The following is an 18,435-nucleotide window of genomic DNA, read 5'->3' on the forward strand; positions in this document are numbered from 1 at the left end:
GAGCACTTGAGCGGTCAGCCGGTGCACCCGCACATTCAGGTCGGGGGCGGGCGCATTGCCCGTTTGCGGGTCGCAGGCCAGGCGGCAGTGGATAAGCAGGTCGGGCAGCATTCGCAACGCCTGTGGGAGATGACCACGTCGGTAAGCCGTCCACGCGTACCCCACCTGGTGGTCGAGCTGCGCCAACGACGCGCCGGCTGGTCTTTGCTGCCTGAGCCGGGTCTGTCGTAGCGGGCTAGCGCCGCCCTTACCCGATCTACCACGCTGCCGGTGTCGGTCGTGGGTTGCCGCGGGGCCCTGCCGGCGAGCAGCACGGCTGGGGCGACGCCGAGCGCTCCGGCGACCGTCTCGATCGTCGAGAGCCGATCGAGGGTGCGGACTCCCCGCTCGACCTTGTCCACGCAGCTTTTCGTCCGACCAGCTCTACGACCTCACTCCTTCGTCGAACTGGACGATCATGAAATACTACGCGGGCCTGGACTGGGGCGAGTGCCACCACGACATCGCTGTGATCGACGAGGCTGGTCAGCTCGTTAGCCAGCTACGCCTGACGGACGACGCGAACGGCCTGGCCCAACTTTTGGCCGCCCTTGCTGCAGTGCGCCGCAACCGGCGTTCGATCCCGATCGGAATCGAAACCGGCCGCGGTCTGATGGCCACAGGCCTACTCAACATCCCCGCCCTGCCGGGATCCGGCGGGCCGCCCACAGGATCGGCGGGCCCGGGGCGTCAGCAGCGGCGGCCCCGGGCCCGGTCGGGTGTCAGCAGGAGCCCCAGTTCTCGCGGCAGATGCAGCTGCTCGTACCGCCGGAGCTGTTGGTGTAGTTGTAGTCGCAGCAGTTGAAGCTCACCAGCGTCGAGCCCTCGTAGGCACAGGTGCGCCAGCAGTGGGCGCCGCCGCAGATGGTGAGGCCCTTGCAGTTCTTCGCGCAGCAGCCGGAGCCGGTGCAGCACGGGCAGCCGTCGAGGCCGCGGCAGCCGTTGGGGACGGCCGCCTCGGCCCGGCCCGGGAACCAGGCCCCCACGGCGGCGGCGACCATCGAGGTGCCGGCGAAGGCCAGGAAGCGGTTGCGGGTCAGCTGGGTGGTGCGGATGCGCTCCTGGATCATGTGTGTGCCTCCTTGGTTGCGTGGACGGCCTGCCGCCACAGGTGGTCGAGGTTCGCGGCCGCGTCCGCGCCGCTGCCCTGGCCGGTCGCGACGATGTAGCCGTCGCGCTGCGCGATCGCCGTCGGGAAGGTGTGGAGGTTGAGGTCGGTGCGGATCTGCCGGGCCACGTCGCCGGCGATGACCGGCACCCCGGCCGGTACCGACGCGCGGACGTCGTCGGCCGTCGGGCCCGGCTCGCCGATGACGCAGGCGACCAGTGGCGCCTGCACCCGACCGAGCTCGCCGGCCAGCCGCAGGCACGAGCCGCACGTGGTCGACAGCAGCACGACCAGCGACCGCGGCCCGAGCTCGCCCAGGCCAGCCAGCGCCTCGACGACGGAGTCCGGCAGCCGCCGCCCGATCACCAGTTTGGGTGGCCCCGCCGCGCCGTCGTCCTGGGCTAGGCGCAGGCGCAGCTCGGCGACGCCGCGGAGGGCGGCGAGGAACGCGACGGTGAGCACGACGCACATCGCGACGAGCGCGATGGCGACAACGTGCACCATCAGGCCCGGGCCAGGAGGCGCATGAAGTGCACGGTGAGGGTGCCGTCGCGCCGGTTGTCCAGGCACTGCAGGGCGACCGAGTCGCCAGCCCGGAGGTGGTGGGCGGTAAAGCCGACGAGCGGCTCCACGGCTTCGCCGACATAGAGCAGCGTCCGCGGGTCGAGCCGGATCTGCTGGCCGTCGACGGTGATCGCGTCCGCGGCGACCTTGGCGACCCGGCCGTTGACCTCGCGGTGCAGTGGGACGGCGACGGCGGTACCGGTGGAATCCTCGACGAGCACGAGGTCGCCACCGCGCAGGGCCCAGCCGTAGGGGAGGGCCTGCGCCTCGAGGGTCCGCAGCGCGCCGTCGAACTGGCGGGGCCGGTCGGCCGGGGCCGTGCGGGCCCGGACGGACACCTGCCGGCCCGCGACCGCTTCGACGACGTTGATGCCGGGGGCCGGTGGTGGCGCCGCGTCGGCTGGGGAGGTCACGGCGACCGCCGCCGCCCCGCCGGCCGCGGCGGCCGAGCCGGTGATGAGCAGTTTGCGCCTGGACCATGGAACGCCCACGATCCGCTCCTTTCTGTCATGGCCCCGAGTCGCCTCAGGGCAGCTGATCCCGTAGGGGAATGACCAAGGTGATGATGAGCAGGCCGCCCAGCGCGACGAACGCGGCCGCGTCGGTGACGGCGCGCAGCGGTGTGATCAGGCCGCGCCCGGCGATCTGCAGCCCGGCCCGCCAGACCAGCAGCGAGCCGCCGACCCGGCTGGCCGCGTAGGCCGCCCAGCCCAGCGCCGACAGCCGCGGGTCGCCGATCGCGAACGCGGCGAGCGGCAAAAGGTAGAACAGCCAGTACCCGATGCGCGTGGTGAAGCCGAGCCCGAGCGCGAAGCCGTTGTATGCGGCCGTACGCCAGTCCTCATGCGCCAGCCAGCGCCGGTCGGTCTCCCGGTCGAGCTGCCACGGCAGCCGCCGCCGGGCGGCTCCCAGCAGGACGGTCACCGCCGCCAGCCCGGCCAGCAGTAGCCGGGTCACCGGGTCGAGCAGGGCCCCGGCAAGGCCGATCACGCCGCCGGCGAGCAGGCCGGCGGTGATCGCCGCGCCCAGCAGGACGACACCGGCAACCGTCAGTGAGCCGAAGCACCCGGACACGCGGGCGCGTGTGATCATCACGACCACGTTGGGTCCTCAAGGCAGGGCCTGCTGGGCCAGGCCGACGGCGACCGCCGCGATGAGCAGCAGCCAGAACGGGTTCGCGCCGGCCCACACCGCGAGGCCGGCGCCGAGGGCCGCGCCGGCGGCTGCGGTCAGCAGTCTCACTGCGCGGGCTCGTGCTCATGGTCGTGCCGGTGCCCGGCGTCGGGGGCGTCGATGAGCGGCAGCTGCCGGCGCCGGTTCACGATCTTGGCCAGCCGGTCCAGCTCGCCGGTCTCGTGCAGGGTGCCCTTGGCCGCGACGATCCCGTCGACGAGCGCGACCCCGAACGGCGCCGAGTGCACCTGAAACCGTTCCAGCGCACCGCGGGCGTCGGCTCCGGTGACCCGGCGGACGCCGGCCGGCAGGCTCGCCACGACGCTGTCGCCGGACCCGGGCACGGTACCGTCATTGACGACGCACAGGAACAGTTCGGGCAGCAGGCTGTGCCGGACCGCGTCGATGACCTCATGGCACGACGAGCAGTCGCCGAACAGGAACAGCACGACGTCGTCGCGGCCGAGGCCCGGCACGCGGGGCGCGAACGAGCCGACCGCCAGCCCGTCCATCGGCGTGCGGCCGATGCTGTCGACCCGGTCGGTGAGCAGCTCCAGCTCCCGGCGTACGACGAGCGCACCGAACCCCAGCAGCACGAGCCAGACCGCGGCGACGGCCAGCAGCGTCACCTCATCCATCGGCCGCTCCGCTTCCGTCGAGGGTGGTGGCGAACGGCCGCAGGGTCGCCATGGTGCTCAACACCAGGTAGCCGCACACGATGAGCACCCCGGCGAGCAGCCCGAGCAGCCGGTCGGCCGGGGGTTGGCTCGCGGCGGCGACACCGGCGGCCGCCGCGATGTACACCACGTTGCGCGCGACTGTGGCCCATGAGATCCGTTCACCGGTACCGAAACACGCGCACTCGAACGACCGCCCGCGGGCCAGGGCCACCGCGACCAGCGTGGTGAACACGGCGAGCAGGGCGACCCCGGCGAGGGCCGGCCAGCGCGGACTCGGGCTCGCCACGAGGGCGACACCGAGCAGGACCTCGGCTCCGCCGAGCGCTCGCCCGGCGACCGGCCGAATCCGCTTGAGCACGCCGAAGCGAACCATGGCGAGGGCGCTGTCGAAGGGCCGGCGCAGTTTCGGGACCCCGCTGGCGACGAACATCGCGGCGAGGACGCCGACAGCCACCGCAAGCACGGGCCCCGTCACCGTCATGCCGTGGACGGTAACGGTGTCGCATCATGAGCATCAATATTGATAACCGTAATTTGTGCGGTGGTGAAAAGCTCGCAATTGCCGCACCGGGTCCAACACATCCGGTTCGTGAGACGCTAACCGCATGCCGTCCGCCGCCGTGATCGACCTGGACGCCACCGCCGACCCTGCCCCGCCCGGGACGAGGCGCTGGCTCCCGGTCCTGGTGGCCGTCGGCGTGCTGGCGTTCGCGGGCGGGGCCGAAGCTGCGGCACCGTTGAAGCCTTCGCTGGTCCTGCCGCCCGACGGTACCGTCGACGTCCGCTCCGACGGCCACACCGTCTTCGTGCTGGCCCCGTCCGTCGTCGCTGCCTACGAGGTGCCCGGCGGCCGGCAGCGGTGGGCCGTACCGGTCACCGGCGCCGCACAGCTCGTCGCCGCCGAACGGGGCCGGGTGGTGATCGCCGAGGCCGAGCCGGCCACGCTCACCGCGCTGGACGCCGGCACCGGCGCGCCGGTGTGGCAGGTCGGCGGCTACGCACCGGTCCTGCACGGCACGGCCGGCGCCGACGGTGTCGTCGTCGCCGACCTCCGCGGCACCCGGGCCGACCGGCCCGACCTGGCCGGCATCGACATCCGCACCGGTACGGTGCGCTGGACCCTGCCGGCGGCGCCCGGCACCACCCGGGCCATCGACCCGGTCGGCTCCGACGCGGCCGACCTGCGCGTCACGATCGCCGAGCTCGACTCCGAAGGGGTACTGCGGGTGCATCGCGCCGACACCGGCGCGCTCGTGCGGACCGTCACGCTTGAGCGGCCCGGGAAGGTCGACGGCTTCGACGTTGCCGCGGAGCGGGTGCTGGCGTACCGGGCCGACCAGGGGGAGCTGGTGGGCAGCGCCGTGTTCGACCTGACGACCGGCCGGCAGCTGTGGCAGCACCCGGCCGAGCCGGACGGTGGTCAGCTCCAGTGGTGCGGCGGCCTGGTGTGCCGCACCGGCGCCGACGGCGTCACCGCGCTGGACCCGGACACCGGCGGCGTGCGGTGGCGGCTGGCCGGCTGGACCGCGCTGGGCCCGCTCGGCGACGGCCGCATGCTCGCCACCCGGTCCACGCCGGGCGGCCTGGTTCTCGACGCCGCGACCGGGCGGGTCGACGTGCGCTTCGACGGCTGGTCGGTGCTCGGCAGTACCGCCGCCGGTGACCTCCTGGTCACCGCCGCCCGGACGCCGCTGATCGGCGCGCTCGACCCCGCGACCGGAGCGGTGCACGTGCTGGGCCGGGCCGCCTCCCCGCCGACGCAATGCATCACGACCGCGACGCTCATGGCCTGTTGGAGCGGCCGGGTCTCGATCTGGACCCCGGCCGCCTGAGGAGAGAGGCAACGCTGTGCGAGCAATCCCGCTGTTCGTCGTGGCACTGGTGCTCTGCGGGTGTACTGCACCAGCCCCGCCCGCCGCCGGCCCGGCCTCGCCGGCCGGGTCGGCGCCGGTGCCGTCGTCGCCGGCCGTGTCGCCGCCGGTGCCGGCCTTCCAGCAGAGCCTGCCCGGCAGCGCCCGGCGCGAGTGCGTCGCGGTGCCCGGCGACGCCACGCTGGTGCGCTCGGGCGACTTCATCGCCGGGGACTTCGTGGAGTACCGCCGGCAATGGCATCCTGACCTCGGCCCCGACCTGGGCAAGCTGTTCTGGCTGCCGGCCCGCCCCCAGCTCAACGCCGCGCTCACCGTGACCGCGACCTCCGGCGGCCGCACCGAGACCTACAGCGCCGGCTCGCTGGCGACCAACGACGCCGGGCAGGCGATGTACCCCAGCGGCATCCCGTTGCCGGCCGCCGGAACGTGGAAGCTCGTCGCGCAGGCCGGCGACGGTTGGGGGTGCTTCGAGCTGACACTGCTCGGACATTGAGGACGTATTGGAGCCCTCGGAGTTCGACTTGGAGGACAGTCAGGATGACGCACTGAAGTATGTGCTTCTGACTCTGTCTATCCGCCAGTTCGACTATCGGCCAGGGATTCTCTCCATGGTTAAGGACAACGGTCTCGTCGGATTCAGGTGGCGTGGCGGGCGAGCCCATCTAGCCCATCTGGATCAATGTCGGTCGCGGCTGCCTTCGTTCAACACCGAGGGCTATGCGTTGCGGTTGCTGTTAGGTGACCACAAAGATGGAATGCCTGAGGCTTGCCGCGGTGGCCGCTGCAGGTGAGAGGACTTGACGTTGGTGGGCGTCCGCTCGAGGACGTACGCCGTTAGCGCGGGCGGCCTGGCTTCGGCCGGGCCGCCTTCGACTACGCCGCTCTGGCGAATGTCGCCGGCGCGACCATTCAGCCGCTCGTCCATAGCGTGGCGATGCCCGATAGTCGCCGCCGCCGAGTACCGGGCTGATCTGGCCGCCCGCCGGGTCGTCGGCAGCGCGCCCTTCCTCCGCTCTTGCTCGCTGGCCGGATCTGGCAGGACTCGTGGCATCTGGCGCCGCGTATTGACGGCGAGTAACTGGAGGCGATGGCCGCTGAAGCCCGGCACCGCATGACAGCTGACTTGCCGCTGGCCCGTCAGCTCAGCCGGCGAACCACCGATCTGTGGAGTACCCACCCGGCGAAGACCAGCGGACGCGGCTGATCGAGGCTTTGCCTGACGTCGACGGCGCCCTCTGTGTCGATGACGTCGGTTGGGCCGAGGTCGACCACTGAACTCGCGCCGTGGCGCCGTAGCGCAGACAGCGCCCTGCTTGGCACCGCGGACCAGTTTTGGAGAGCTTGCGATACCAGGCGGGCCCGGGTGGTCGCTCCGAGCCTGGCCGGGTGATGTTCGGGGTCGAGGTGGGCGGTGGTTGTCGGCACAGCGATGTGGCGACGTTGCGCTCGGCCCGACGGCTGCGTCGCCTGGGCCTTGCCCACCGCGCAGGATCTGGACACCACCGCGCTGGGGCGTGCGCTCGGCACCTGGTTCGGCCACCCGGCCTGAGCGGCGCATTAACGGTCGTCTCAGATTCGCTCGGTACGAAGTCGGCATCAGATGAGCGAACTAACCGTATGGAGGAAGCTAGTGATGGCAGTCAAGGCAGCGCCGCCCGGGGAAGCGCCGGCCGGTCGCTTGGCAGGCCGGTGGGTGCCATGGTTGGTGATCGGGTTGTGGGTGGCGCTGGCGGCGGTCATGGTGCCGCTGAGCGGGAAGTTGAGCTCGGTAACCACCGACAGAGCCGTGGACACCCTGCCGGCAAGCGCCGAGTCCACCAAGGTGGCGGTGCTGGAGGACAGCCTCCCCGGCGGTGAGGACAACACGTTCGTCTTCGTGTACCACCGCGCCGGCGGCATGACCGACGCCGACCGCGCGTCGGTCGAGCGCCACCACAACACCCTTGCCAAGCGGTACCCGCCGAAGGCGACGGCGGCGGGCGGTGACGACGAGGGCCCACCGACGAGACCCTCCACCGACGGCAAGGCGATGATGTTCACCCTCGACGTGAGCACGACCTACGGCGCACCGGAGACCATCGTCGGCCCATTGCGTGAGGCTGCGAAGGACCGCCCCGCCGGCCTGGAACTCGACGTGACCGGACCCGCCGCGGTCGACGGCGATATGGACGCCGTCTTCGACGGCATCGACCAGCAGGTCTTCCTCACCACCGTCGTCGTCGTCACGCTTCTGCTGATCCTCACCTACCGCAGCCCGGTGTTGTGGTTCATCCCGCTCATGGCTGTGGGCGCGGCCGCACTGACCGCGATGGCGACCGTCTACCTGCTCGTCAAGGGCTTCGGCATCGTGATCAACGACCAGAACTCGGCGCTGCTGACGATCCTGGTATTCGGCGTCGGCACGGACTACGCGCTGTTGCTCATCGCCCGGTACCGGGAGACACTGCACCACCACGAGAACGTCCGGGTCGCGATGGTCCACGCGCTACGCGGCGCGGCGCCGGCCATCGTCGCGTCCGCGGCCACCGTGATCGCTGGCCTGCTCTGCCTGCTCGTCGCCGACCTGAACAGCACCAGCGGGTTGGGCCCGATCGGCGCGGCCGGCATCCTGTGCGCGCTGGTGGCCATGCTGACGCTGTTCCCGGCGGTGCTTGTGGTGCTCGGCAGGCGGATCTTCTGGCCGGCCATCCCGCGGTTCAACACGGCCGTCCAAGAGAAGCCGGGGCTGTGGGGACGGCTCGGCACCGCCATCAGCCGCCGCCGGTGGGTGGCGACGCTCGGCTCGCTCGGAGTCCTCGGCGTGCTCGCCATCGGGCTGGCGGGCAACACCGGCGCCCTGCGGGAGCAGGACCAGTTCCTGTCCGCGCCGGAGTCGGTCACCGGCTTCACCGTTCTCCGCCAGCACTTCCCGGAGCTCGGCGGCCAGCCGATGACGATCTTCACGCGGCCGGCGCACCAGGAGCGGGTGCTCGACATAGTCCAGCGCACTCGCGGTGTGGCCCTGGCCGTCCCGGGGCAGACCAGCGGAGGCTGGGCCGACATCTCCGTGTTCCCGACCGACGCGCCGGACACCGCCGCGGAGTATGACACGATCAAGCGGGTGCGTACCGCCGTGCACGCGGTGAACGGGGCGGAGGCGATCGTCGGCGGGCCGAGCGCGGAGAACCTCGACACCGAGGTCACCACCACCCGCGACGAGAAGCTGGTGATCCCGCTGGTGCTCACCGTCGTCCTGATCGTCCTCGGGCTACTGCTCCGAGCAATCGTGGCCCCGCTGGTCCTGATGGCGACCGTGATCGCCTCATTCGCCGCAGCCTTCGGCGGCAGCGTGTTCGTCTTCGACACGATCCTCGGGTTCAAGGGCGTCGACTATTCGGTGCCGCTGCTGGCATTCCTGTTCCTGGTGGCGCTCGGCATCGACTACAACATTTTCCTGGCCAGCCGGGCCCGGGAGGAGACCGTGCGCCTCGGCACCAGAGAGGGCATGCTCAAAGCCCTCTCCGCCACCGGTGGCGTCATCACCTCGGCAGGCCTGGTGCTAGCGGCCACGTTCGCGGTCCTCGCCTCACTTCCGCTGGTGATGCTGATCGAGGTCGGTTTCCTGGTCGCCTTCGGCGTGCTGCTCGACGCCTTGCTGGTGCGGTCGGTCCTGGTGCCCGCCCTCACCCTGCTGATCGGCCGGCGGATGTGGTGGCCGAGCCGGTTGTCCCGACCGGTGGAGCTGCCGGACGATCAACGGCCGCTCGTTCAGGGGCCCGCGCCGCAACGGTGAGCGCGGCGGCACAGTCGAGATCCGGGACGGGCTCTTGCCCGTCCCGGAACTTTGTCATGGCCCGGCGGCCGTCACCGTGTCCGCCGCCCTTGTCCTGCGCCGCCCGCTGCGGCGGGTCCTGGCACCGCGCGCCGTGGCGGTCCCGGCGCCGTGCCGCAGCGGGTCAGCGCGTCACCGTGTCCACCCCCGCGGTAAGCCGCGTGATCCGAGCGGGCGGGGCGGCGGCCGGAAGGATGATCCGCAGCAGCGCGCCACCGCGTGCGGACCGGGCGACGGTGACCCGGCCGGCGTGGGCGTCGACGACCCGCTGCACGATCGACAGCCCCAGACCTGATCCCGGCAGCGCCCGGGCGCTGTCGGCACGGTAGAACCGGTCGAACACCCGCGGTACGTCGGCAGCGTCGATGCCCGGCCCGGCGTCGTCGACCTCGAGGACCGCCGACGCGCCCTCGGCACGGAGCCGGACCTGGACCGGCTGGTCAGCGGGGGACCACTTGCCGGCGTTGTCGATGAGGTTGAGCACCGCCCGCTGGAGCGCAGCGGGACGCCCGCTCACCCACACGGAGGTCACGTCGAGCGCGACCTCGATGTCGGGCACGCGGGAACGCGCCCGGGTCGCGGCGGCCACCACCACGTCGGCGAAATCGAGCAGCTCGGTGCTCTCGTCGCTGACGTCGCCGCGCGCCAGGTCGGTCAGCTCGGCGGCAAGGGTGCTCAACTCGGCCACCTGGGCACCGAGATCGTTGAGCAGCCGGGTCCGGCTCTCCGCCGGCAGTGCGCTGTCCAGCGTGCCGCGCCGATCGAGTCGGATCAGCAGCTCAACGTTGAGGCGCAGGCTGGTGAGCGGGGTCTTGAGTTCATGGGCGGCGTCCTCGGCGAGCAGCCGCTGGGCCCGCCGGGAGTCCCGGAGCGCGGCGAGCATGTCGTTAATTGACTGGATCAGCCGCCGGATCTCCCCGCCGCCCTCGTCCGGGATGTCGGCGTCGAGGTCCCGGGTCTGCGCGACACGAACCGCGGCGGCAGTCAGCCGGTCGATCGGCGCCAGCCCGGTCCGCGCCACGGTCCGCCCGACAAGAGCGCCCCCGGCCACGCAGAGCAGTCCGATCAGCAGCATGCCCAACCCGAATCGGTTGATCGGGCTGTCGTCGCTGTTGCGGGCCACCTGGACCGCGCCGTCGCCCGCCCGCAGCGTGTAGATGAGGTAGCCGTCGTCGTCGCTGTCGTTCGACTCCATCAGATCGGCCGACGCGCCCTGCGCCACGCGCCCGGCGTGCCCGCTGACGGGGGGCAGCGCGGGTTGGCCGGCCGGCGTCCGGGTCGAACCGTCGGGCAGGATGACCCGCACCAGCCGACCGGATCCGGGATACGGCGGTAGCTGGACCTGCGCCAGACCGGTGTGCTCCACGGTCGTCGCCAGGACGCGGGAGTCCGCGCGTAGCTGATTCTCGGCGTTGTCCTGCAGCTCCGAGTCCAGCAGCTCGCTGGCCACCTGGAAGGCCACGAACACGCTGACCGCGATGGCCGTCGCCGCGATCACCGTCAGCCTGGTCCGCAATGACCGCCGGCGCCACCATCGGGTCAGCCGACGCGGCTCCCGGCCGGCGGGCCTGCTCACGGAGGAGTCTCTCGCAGCGTGTACCCCAAGCCGCGCAGCGTGTAAATCAATCGCGGCTCACCCTCGGCCTCCATCTTGCGGCGCAGATAGCTCACGTACACCTGAAGGTTGTTGGCGGTGGTGCTCATGTCGAAGCCCCAGATCGCCTCGAACAGCGCGTCGCGGGTCAACACCCGGGTCGCGTTGCGCACGAGAACCTGTAGCAGGGAGAACTCGGTCCGGGTCAGATACAGCGGCCGCTCACCCCGCCACGCCTCGAACCTGTCGGGATCGAGCCGGACGTCGGCGAACGACAAGATCTGCGACTCGTCGTCGCCCGGCGCGCGGCGGCGCAGCAGAGCCCGGACCCGGGCCAGCAACTCCTCAGTGGCGAACGGCTTGGGCAGGTAGTCGTCGGCGCCCGCGTCCAGCCCCGCGACCCGGTCGGAGACCTGATCCCGGGCGGTCAGCATCAGCACCGGCAGATCCCGACCCGCCGCCCGCAACCGCCGGCAGGTCTCCAACCCGCCGAGGCGGGGCATCATCACGTCGAGGATCAGCAGATCCGGCGCCGCGCCACTGATCCCGTCGAGCACGGCGAGACCGTTGGCGGCGGTGCTAGTGCCGTAACCCTCGACCTGAAGCACCCGCTCCAGCGACTCACGGATGGCTGCCTCGTCATCGGCGATCATGATCCGCACGCCGGCCCGCTCCCTCCAGTTGATGCTTTTGCGCTCATCCTCGCCGATCAACCTGAGGTCAGGATTAATACTGCGACGGCAGTAGGCGAATCGAGTTCGGCTCGTGTTCGTTGGTCTGCCTGTGACGGACGTTGATGTTGATCGGTGGCATGAGGAGTTGGACCGGCTGCATGCCCGGATCGGGCCTCGGTTTCGCCGGTCGGAACCACGGCTGCGGGTGCGTCAGTACCTGTGCGGGCTGGTCTTGGGCTTGGGGCGCAAGAACGGCTGGACCATGGCTGAGCAGGCCGGGGATGTGTCGCCGGACGGGGGAGGTCATCGATCGGGACGATCGTTCGGCGGGCATCCACGCGAAGATGATGTCTGCCACCGTCAGGATCCGACATCCGGATTTGCCGCCGACCGAGAAGCGGTACTTCGTCAACGAGACCGGTTACCCCGGCGACAAGGCCGCGTTCCGCGACATCAGTGGCGACGGCAAGGCCGACTACGTCGTCGTCTACGACGGCGGATCAGTTCGGGCCTGGCTCAACCGCGGCGGCAACCTGGATGGCAGTGGCGGTGGTCCCGGGAGCGGCGGCGGAGACCCCGGCAGTGGCGGTGGTTCTGGTAGCGGCGGCGGAGACCCCGGCAGTGGCGGTGGTTCTGGTAGCGGCGGCGGAGACCCCGGCAGTGGCGGTGGTCCTGGTACCGGCGGCTGATCCCGCACCGTCCACCGCCGTTGCGGACGCCCGGCGGTGTCGGTTTGCGACCTGACGGCGGCGGCCGGGGGCTCTGCGGGGCTCGAGCCGCCCGTCGGCGCCAACTACTCCGGCCACGGAAGGTCCAGGACCACAGGTCTTGCTCAAGCAGGCGTGTTTCAGAAGCCGGGTAGGGTCCCGCCGTGGCGCTCAACCGCGCCGCGGCGGGGCTGCATCGACTTTCTCGGTCAGGCGTCGCTGCCGTGTCGAGCGACGAAGGCTATCGGGCCGCATAGAGTTGCGCGAGCCTCAGAGTCGTGGCGAGGGCGATCGGCGGCGATGGGGCAAGGGTTCGTGTCGCCCCTCGGACACGAACCATAACCCCACGGTGCGCGCTGAGATCCACTGCAGCGCGCACCGTTTGCGTTTCGGTCTGGTAGGTGAGTCGGAGTCCGAGTTGCCGGTAGACCTCGGCTTTGTCGGCGGGGTCGGCGTCGCGCAGCACGGTGGCGATGTCGCCGAGCGCTTGGACTAGGTCGGCGATCTGGGAGCGGCAGGACGTGGTGGCTGTCACGCTGGTGATCCTCAGCGTCGTCGCGGTGGTCCTGGCGTGGGCGCTGGTGAATACGGTCTTCGCACTGAAATACGCCCGGCTGTACTACCGCCACGATGGCGGCATCGACTTCAAGCAGGACGATCCACCGGCGTACGCCGACTTCGCGTACGTCGCCTTCACAGTCGGCATGTCCTACGCCCCGGGCGAGAACGAACCGACAAGCAACCGCGTGCGCCGGATCGCGCTCGGGCACGCGCTGCTCTCCTACACCTTCGGAACCGGCATCCTGGCCGTCGCGGTCAACCTGGTCTCCAATCTGGGCCAGTCGTGACCCCCGGGCAGCGGGCAGTGGCGTGACCTGGTCAGTTGCTCTGCCACCACCACGGCAGACGTCGATCAGCTCGGCGGCTGCTGCCCCTGCGGTCCGGCCAGCCACGTCGTGACCTGCCTCAGTGGCTGGCTGCTGTTGACGATCTTCTTCATCCGTTGCCACGCGGCGTGGGCCGGAGACCCTCCCAGCACTCCGCCGAGACCCCCCACGCCGCCGCCAGCCACTGTCCCGCTGCTCTGCGCAAGTTGCTGGGTGCTCTGCCCGAGCTGTTGGGTGGCCTGCCCGAGTTGTTGGCCGACCTGCTGGGTCGCCTGCTGCAGCGTCTGCGACAGCGGTCCATTGGGTCCCAGCGCCTCCTGCGCCGTCTGCCCGACCTCGTTCACTGCGTTGTCCACCGTCTTCACCAACGACTCGATGATCTGGGGATTGCGCTCGATCGTGCGGAGGGCGCTGTCGAGAATGCCCCGGAGCTCATCGAGCCGAACCTCGAGCATCGCCTCGGCCTCGACGCCCTTGATGTCGACCTTCACCGTGCCGAGATGCGCCTGAACGCCCACGTCCAGCTGAAGCAGGCTGCCCAGCCGTGCTCGCAGAGAAACAGAGGCGTCCAGATCGTCTACCTCGACGTAGATCTGCTCAACCTTGACCTGCGGGATCTGGAGGACGACGTCCGGTTCTGACATCATCTTGCTGATGCGCACACCAGCCGGCTGAGGAAGGCCGTGCGCACCACTCTCCGGGACGAGGGGGCGTTCGCCGGGCTCGGCATCCGTCGGCCCGGCGCCGACACTGCGGCTCTCACCCCGCCTGGCGGATTCCGCGCCTTCCTCGGCGTCGCGCTGCCCATCAACCCGCTCACGCGGTTGCGCCGGCGACTCCCGTGCGCCCGTGTCCCGGCTCTCCGGTTCGGTCATCACGCACTCCTCGGGCCTCGCCTAACGTCCGAACGGGATTAGGTGCCGATCCGGCGGGGCTGGAGCTGTCCCGACCCCGGCCCGGTCAACTGCCAGAACTCCTGCGGCAGCTGGTCGACGAAGTCCCCGTACTCCTTCGCGCTGGCAGCCTCACGGAGGTTGTCCAACACGGCTCGCGCTCCATCGGTGGCCACCTGGTGATCCACCCCTGCCCGGGACTGCACCCGTTCCAGGAATTCGCTGAGGCCGAACCGTTCCGGATCTTCGGTGGGCCTGGACACCAGGCCGCGTAGCTCCTCGGGGAGTTGGGAGGCAAGGTCCCTCGCCTGGCCACCGGTGATCCGTCTTGCCACGGTCTCAAGCGTGGCGCGGGTGATCGGTTCGGCCTTTTCGGGCGGAACCTTGGGTCGTGCTGCCACAGACTGAATGAACTCGCTGTAGTTCACCTCAGATCCTCTCTCGAACCGGATTGCGGCGGGTACCCGCCGCAATCGGGGTGAAACGGCGGTTCGTCCGTCCTCAGGGTCGTGGCGGAGGACTGTGGGTGATACGTCGGGTCACGGGCGACTGGTACAGGCCAGCGCTGGTGATGGCGTAGAAGACGGGCAGAAGGACGAAGATGGCCAGGCCGATCAACGGCGCGACCAGGTAGCCGACCAACCCCGCGAGGACGTACAGGACGACCCCGGCGAGGGCTCTGAACCGCTCGACGGGAAAGAAGCCGCCCTTGGCCTGGTCCTTGAGTAGGTCCGGATTCTTTGCCAGGTAGTGGTAGAACGCCAGCCAGGTAGCGCACAGCAACGCGCCGATCAGCGCGTAGAAGGCGACAGCCACCCGCTGGTCCGCGTTGTTGTGCTCCTGCAGCGCGTCCGACACGACGGCGGTCGGAAACGGCAGCAGCGCCGTGCTGAACAGCACGAACAGGTTTATCCAGTGCAGACCGCGATCGACCTGCTGGATGCGGTTGAACGCCGCCTTGTGGTTGAGCCAGACGACGGCCACATACGAGTAGGACGCGAGATACGCGCCGTACGAGGGCCACTGCTCGAGGAGGCCGGACAGGAGGCGGCCAGGAGGAACGTCCGGCACCCGCAGGTCCAGGACCAGCAACGTGATGATGATGGCGAAGATGGCGTCGCTGAACGCCACCGCTCGGCTGGTGTCTGACCGGGTGCCTAGGTCTGCGTCTGGCCCGCTCACCGACTGCGCCTACCCAGGGTCGTCTATGGCAAACAGATGGAGAGCCGGGGCTGCGAATGCAGGCCGTCCGTAAAGATCGGTGCCCGCGGACAGACGCCGCATCCGGCCACCGGGCGTGCCGCAGTGGCCGGATGCGGGTGGTGGTCAGGGTTTGAGGACGACCTTTTCGCAGTTGTCCTGCTTGTTCTTGAAGATCTCGAAGCCGCGTTCTGCCTGGTCGAGCGGCAGGGTGTGGGTGATGACCCGGGTCGGGTCGATCTCCCCCCGTTCGATGCGCTGCAGCAGCGGTTTCATGTAGCGCTGCACGTGGCATTGACCGGTACGCAGGGTCAGCGCCCGATTCATCCACGCTCCGGCCGGGAACTTGTCGAGGAAGCCGCCGTACACGCCGATGACCGAGACGATGCCGCCGCTGCGGCAGGACAGGATCGCCTGGCGCAGCGCGTGCGGGCGCTCGGTCTCCGAGCGGACTGCCTGCTTGATCCGGTCGTAGGCGTGCACGTGCGCGGCACCGTGGGTGGATTCCATGCCGACCGCGTCGATGCACTTGTCCGGTCCCCGCCCACCGGTGAGTTCCAGCAGTCGGGACCGCACGTCCACGTCCTCGAAGTTCACCGGGGTGTGGCCCGCCCGTTCGGCCATCTGCAGACGGTACGGCTCTTTGTCGATGGCGATGACCTTCGCGGCGCCGAGCGCCCGGGCGCTGTCCATCGCGAACTGCCCGACCGGACCGGCGCCCCACACGGCGACGACGTCGGTGGGCTGGATGTCGCACATCTCGGCGCCCATGTAGCCGGTGGGCAGGATGTCTGAGAGGAACAGCACCTGCTCGTCGGTGAGGTCCGACTCGATCTTCAGGGGACCGACGTCGGCGAACGGCACCCGCGCGTACTGCGCCTGGCCGCCCGCGAAGCCGCCGGTCAGATGCGAGTAGCCAAAGATCCCGGCGACCGGGTGGCCGAACATCTTCTCGGCGATGCCGGCGTTCGGGTTGGAGTTCTCGCAGCAGGAGTACAGCTCGGCGGCGCAGGCCCCGCACGCGCCGCAGGCGATCGGGAACGGCACGACGACCCGGTCCCCGACGCGCAGCCGACCCGGGTCGACGCCCCGGCCGACCTCGACCACTTCGCCCATGAACTCGTGGCCCATGACGTCGCCGTCCTGCATCGTGGGCACGTACCCATCGAGGAGGTGCAGGTCCGAGCCGCAGATCGCGGTGGAGGTGATCCGTACGACGGCATCGCGGTCGTTCAGGATCTTCGGGTCCGGCACGTCGCGGACCTTGACCTTGTTGCGGCCCGCCCAGGTGTTCGCCCTCACGCGCCTGCCTCCTTCGCGAGCTCGGAATCCGACAGCGGTTGCGCCGGACGCTGCGGGAACTCCTTGCGGGCCCGCTTGCCCCACGGGGCGCCCTCGGAGCGGACCACCTGCCCGGTCTCCAGCACCTGCTTGAGCCGGCGCAGGTCGTCGTCGAGCTGCTGGTGCGGTTCCTCACCGAAGTACTTGGCGACCGCCTTGCCGACCGCGCCGCCCGGGATGTCGTACGACATGACGACGTGCACCTCCGTGCTGACTCCATCCGGGGCGGGTACGAGTCGGACCGTGCCGGCGTTCGGTACGTCGGCGTTCCCGGTGGACCGCCACGCGATCTTCTCCCCGGGCGCCTCGTCGATGATTTCCGCGTCCCACTCGACGTTTTTGCCGAAGGGGGCGCTGGCGGACCAATGGCTCGTACGGTCGCCGGTGGCACGGATCGTCTCGAGATGTGCCATGAACGTGGGGAGGTTGTCCAGATCACGCCAGAACGCGTAGACCGTGGGTGCAGGTTTGCGGATCGTTGTCGTCGCTGTCAGCTCCATGGATCCTCCTTCGCGTGAGCCTCGTACCGCCGACGCCGAACCGACCCTCGTGACGCGGGTGGCCTGCACGGCGGTCAGCAGGTCTACCACCGTGATACCGACGACGGCGCCGGTGACACCGACGAGGCGCCGCCGGCGGTGCCCGCTACGGTGGGCGATGGCCACCCCGAGAGAGGCCAGGTCCATCGCGTCGCCCACGACCCGGGTCCACGCCCAGATGCCCTTGCGCCGGCTCGTCAGGAGCCCGGCCGCATGGACCAACTCCCGCGCCCCGACAAGTGGCACCACGGTCCGGGATGTCGAGGAGTCGTCCACTCCGCTGATCCGGCGCACCGTGTCCGGTGCTGCCAGCTGTGCCACGCCCAGACCGAGGCTCATCCAGCCGAGCCGGCGCCCTCGCCGTCGCACGTCTTCCTGCCTGACCTGGGCGGCCTCTCGGGTTGCTGGTTGAGTCACGGGTAGCCTCCGTATCCGGTCGCACCCCGGCCGAGCCATTCCGGCTCGTGGAAGTCCGGTACGCAACCCATAGAGGCCCGCATACCCCTCGGAAAACACCTCAATCCGCGCATCGGTCGCGGTACGGAGGTGATCCCTGCTCAGCGCGGCGTCAGGGACCACCGCTGTGGGGGCCCAGGTCCGGCCCGATCCGCCGGATCCTGAGCCCTCACCCCGATCAGGCAGTCGCCATCTGGCGGACGTTCTCGCCCTGGGCGAACACCTCGACCATCTTGGCGCAGAAGGCCGGAAGGTCATTGGGGTTGCGGCTGGTGACCAGGCTGTTGTCGACCTGTACCTGTTGGTCCACCCAGTTCCCGCCCGCGTTGCGGATGTCGGTCCGCAGACTGGGGAACGAGGTGACGGTCCGGCCGTTGACCATGCCGGTCTCGACCAACGACCACGGGCCGTGGCAGATCGCCGCTACCGGCTTCTGTTGCTGAAAGAACGCCCGGACAAACTCCATGGCCTGTGGGTTCATCCGGAGCCGGTCGGGGTTGACCGTCCCGCCCGGCAGCAGCAGGGCGTCGTAGTCGGCCGCATTGGCGTCGTTCACGGTCCGGTCCACCGGATAGTGGTTGGCCGGGGTGATGTCCTGGTTCATCGACTGGATCTCGCCGGAGTTCAACGAGATCAGGTGGACCTCGGCGCCCGCATGCTCCGCGGCGGCTCGGGACTGGGTGTACTCGACGTCCTCCACCCCGTCGGCGGCGAGACAAGCGATTCGTTTGCCGGTCAGTGGCTGCTGGCTCTGCGCCATTTTGGCGGCCTTTCCTTCACGGCGCCGCCCCGTCGGCGGCGCATCGTTCGCTCGCGGTCGCCTTCCCGGTGTCAGAACCGGGAAACAGGTCATCGAAGGCCGCGCACGGGCGGACGGATGGGCCTGCTCGCCAATCGG

At 70.2% G+C, this 18,435-nt stretch carries 23 protein-coding genes and 1 pseudogene; 8 read left to right on the plus strand and 16 right to left on the minus strand.

Translation table 11 applies throughout. The features are described from left to right. The first annotated feature begins 457 nt into the window (after positions 1 to 457). The gene (locus ABZT18_RS17175) at positions 458 to 844 is read left to right on the plus strand and encodes a transposase (protein ID WP_354992429.1); all 387 of its coding nucleotides are present in this window, start codon (positions 458 to 460) and stop codon (positions 842 to 844) included. Here ABZT18_RS17175 and ABZT18_RS17180 read toward each other — a convergent pair. From ABZT18_RS17180 to ABZT18_RS17210, 7 genes are read right to left on the minus strand one after another with little or no spacing between them, the layout of a single operon-like run. Further along, a complete protein-coding gene (locus ABZT18_RS17180) occupies positions 762 to 1,109 on the minus strand; it encodes a hypothetical protein (protein WP_354992428.1) in 348 nt (115 codons plus the stop codon). The two genes, ABZT18_RS17175 and ABZT18_RS17180, sit on opposite strands and share 83 nt — an antisense overlap. Beyond that, complete coding sequence (locus ABZT18_RS17185) at positions 1,106 to 1,651, minus strand: hypothetical protein (protein ID WP_354992427.1); 546 nt, start codon at positions 1,649 to 1,651, stop codon at positions 1,106 to 1,108. The genes ABZT18_RS17180 and ABZT18_RS17185 overlap by 4 nt, the downstream gene beginning before the upstream one ends. Further along, entirely contained in the window at positions 1,651 to 2,202 is a 552-nt protein-coding gene (locus ABZT18_RS17190; RefSeq protein ID WP_354992426.1) for a hypothetical protein, read from the minus strand. Before ABZT18_RS17190 ends, ABZT18_RS17185 begins: the two co-directional genes overlap by 1 nt. Positions 2,203 to 2,236: 34 nt before the next feature. Further along, positions 2,237 to 2,803 (minus strand): hypothetical protein, encoded by a 567-nt coding sequence (locus ABZT18_RS17195; RefSeq protein ID WP_354992425.1) that lies wholly within the window; start codon positions 2,801 to 2,803, stop codon positions 2,237 to 2,239. A gap of 18 nt (positions 2,804 to 2,821) precedes the next feature. Next, on the minus strand, positions 2,822 to 2,953 hold the full coding sequence (locus tag ABZT18_RS17200) for a hypothetical protein (protein WP_354992424.1): 132 nt from the start codon (positions 2,951 to 2,953) through the stop codon (positions 2,822 to 2,824). Next, positions 2,950 to 3,522 carry a hypothetical protein gene (locus ABZT18_RS17205; RefSeq protein ID WP_354992423.1) on the minus strand — a complete coding sequence of 191 codons (573 nt, stop codon included), beginning with the start codon at positions 3,520 to 3,522 and terminating at the stop codon, positions 2,950 to 2,952. The genes ABZT18_RS17200 and ABZT18_RS17205 overlap by 4 nt, the downstream gene beginning before the upstream one ends. Further along, positions 3,515 to 4,045, minus strand: coding sequence for a MauE/DoxX family redox-associated membrane protein (locus ABZT18_RS17210; RefSeq protein ID WP_354992422.1), 531 nt, complete (start codon positions 4,043 to 4,045; stop codon positions 3,515 to 3,517). Before ABZT18_RS17210 ends, ABZT18_RS17205 begins: the two co-directional genes overlap by 8 nt. 124 nt (positions 4,046 to 4,169) lie before the next feature. Between ABZT18_RS17210 and ABZT18_RS17215 the strand changes: the two genes are divergently transcribed. The 4 genes from ABZT18_RS17215 (at position 4,170) to ABZT18_RS17230 (ending at position 9,207) form a co-directional block, all read left to right on the plus strand. Beyond that, positions 4,170 to 5,396 carry a PQQ-binding-like beta-propeller repeat protein gene (locus tag ABZT18_RS17215; RefSeq protein ID WP_354992421.1) on the plus strand — a complete coding sequence of 409 codons (1,227 nt, stop codon included), beginning with the start codon at positions 4,170 to 4,172 and terminating at the stop codon, positions 5,394 to 5,396. 16 nt (positions 5,397 to 5,412) lie between these two features. Next, positions 5,413 to 5,928: a hypothetical protein gene (locus ABZT18_RS17220; RefSeq protein WP_354992420.1), complete on the plus strand. Its 516-nt coding sequence runs from the start codon at positions 5,413 to 5,415 to the stop codon at positions 5,926 to 5,928. A gap of 918 nt (positions 5,929 to 6,846) precedes the next feature. Further along, positions 6,847 to 6,984, plus strand: a complete 138-nt coding sequence (locus ABZT18_RS17225) for a hypothetical protein (RefSeq protein WP_354992419.1) — start codon at positions 6,847 to 6,849, stop codon at positions 6,982 to 6,984. A gap of 84 nt (positions 6,985 to 7,068) precedes the next feature. Further along, entirely contained in the window at positions 7,069 to 9,207 is a 2,139-nt protein-coding gene (locus tag ABZT18_RS17230; RefSeq protein ID WP_354992418.1) for an MMPL family transporter, read from the plus strand. Between the two features lie 163 nt (positions 9,208 to 9,370). Here ABZT18_RS17230 and ABZT18_RS17235 read toward each other — a convergent pair whose 3' ends face one another. Continuing rightward, on the minus strand, positions 9,371 to 10,822 hold the full coding sequence (locus ABZT18_RS17235; RefSeq protein ID WP_354992417.1) for a HAMP domain-containing sensor histidine kinase: 1,452 nt from the start codon (positions 10,820 to 10,822) through the stop codon (positions 9,371 to 9,373). Further along, positions 10,819 to 11,502 carry a response regulator transcription factor gene (locus ABZT18_RS17240; protein ID WP_354992416.1) on the minus strand — a complete coding sequence of 228 codons (684 nt, stop codon included), beginning with the start codon at positions 11,500 to 11,502 and terminating at the stop codon, positions 10,819 to 10,821. Before ABZT18_RS17240 ends, ABZT18_RS17235 begins: the two co-directional genes overlap by 4 nt. A 121-nt stretch (positions 11,503 to 11,623) precedes the next feature. Between ABZT18_RS17240 and ABZT18_RS17245 the strand changes: the two are divergent. Together ABZT18_RS17245 and ABZT18_RS17250 are read left to right on the plus strand one after the other, a co-directional pair. Further along, a pseudogene (locus tag ABZT18_RS17245) lies at positions 11,624 to 11,812 on the plus strand (IS701 family transposase); the annotation flags it as partial. A 46-nt stretch (positions 11,813 to 11,858) separates the two neighbouring features. Then, on the plus strand, positions 11,859 to 12,203 hold the full coding sequence (locus tag ABZT18_RS17250; RefSeq protein ID WP_354992524.1) for a hypothetical protein: 345 nt from the start codon (positions 11,859 to 11,861) through the stop codon (positions 12,201 to 12,203). A 259-nt stretch (positions 12,204 to 12,462) separates the two neighbouring features. Here ABZT18_RS17250 and ABZT18_RS17255 read toward each other — a convergent pair whose 3' ends face one another. Next, positions 12,463 to 12,756: a hypothetical protein gene (locus tag ABZT18_RS17255; protein WP_355251750.1), complete on the minus strand. Its 294-nt coding sequence runs from the start codon at positions 12,754 to 12,756 to the stop codon at positions 12,463 to 12,465. Between ABZT18_RS17255 and ABZT18_RS17260 the strand changes: the two genes are divergently transcribed. Further along, positions 12,746 to 13,069 (plus strand): DUF1345 domain-containing protein, encoded by a 324-nt coding sequence (locus ABZT18_RS17260; RefSeq protein ID WP_355251753.1) that lies wholly within the window; start codon positions 12,746 to 12,748, stop codon positions 13,067 to 13,069. The genes ABZT18_RS17255 and ABZT18_RS17260 overlap by 11 nt on opposite strands. 65 nt (positions 13,070 to 13,134) lie before the next feature. Here ABZT18_RS17260 and ABZT18_RS17265 read toward each other — a convergent pair whose 3' ends face one another. The 6 genes from ABZT18_RS17265 to ABZT18_RS17290 all read right to left on the minus strand — a co-directional run bounded on the left by ABZT18_RS17265 (position 13,135) and on the right by ABZT18_RS17290 (position 18,297). Beyond that, complete coding sequence (locus ABZT18_RS17265) at positions 13,135 to 13,983, minus strand: hypothetical protein (RefSeq protein ID WP_354992414.1); 849 nt, start codon at positions 13,981 to 13,983, stop codon at positions 13,135 to 13,137. A 38-nt stretch (positions 13,984 to 14,021) separates the two neighbouring features. Beyond that, on the minus strand, positions 14,022 to 14,429 hold the full coding sequence (locus ABZT18_RS17270; protein ID WP_355251756.1) for a DUF2267 domain-containing protein: 408 nt from the start codon (positions 14,427 to 14,429) through the stop codon (positions 14,022 to 14,024). A gap of 73 nt (positions 14,430 to 14,502) precedes the next feature. After that, positions 14,503 to 15,132 carry a TMEM175 family protein gene (locus tag ABZT18_RS17275; protein ID WP_354992413.1) on the minus strand — a complete coding sequence of 210 codons (630 nt, stop codon included), beginning with the start codon at positions 15,130 to 15,132 and terminating at the stop codon, positions 14,503 to 14,505. A gap of 195 nt (positions 15,133 to 15,327) precedes the next feature. Beyond that, positions 15,328 to 16,503 (minus strand): zinc-dependent alcohol dehydrogenase, encoded by a 1,176-nt coding sequence (locus tag ABZT18_RS17280; protein ID WP_354992412.1) that lies wholly within the window; start codon positions 16,501 to 16,503, stop codon positions 15,328 to 15,330. Next, complete coding sequence (locus tag ABZT18_RS17285; RefSeq protein ID WP_355251759.1) at positions 16,500 to 17,450, minus strand: SRPBCC family protein; 951 nt, start codon at positions 17,448 to 17,450, stop codon at positions 16,500 to 16,502. Before ABZT18_RS17285 ends, ABZT18_RS17280 begins: the two co-directional genes overlap by 4 nt. A gap of 265 nt (positions 17,451 to 17,715) precedes the next feature. Next, positions 17,716 to 18,297 carry a type 1 glutamine amidotransferase domain-containing protein gene (locus ABZT18_RS17290; protein WP_354992410.1) on the minus strand — a complete coding sequence of 194 codons (582 nt, stop codon included), beginning with the start codon at positions 18,295 to 18,297 and terminating at the stop codon, positions 17,716 to 17,718. Between the last annotated feature and the right edge of the window lie 138 nt (positions 18,298 to 18,435).

The sequence above is a fragment of the Micromonospora sp. NPDC005291 genome (assembly GCF_040607415.1).
Classification (GTDB): domain Bacteria; phylum Actinomycetota; class Actinomycetes; order Mycobacteriales; family Micromonosporaceae; genus Micromonospora.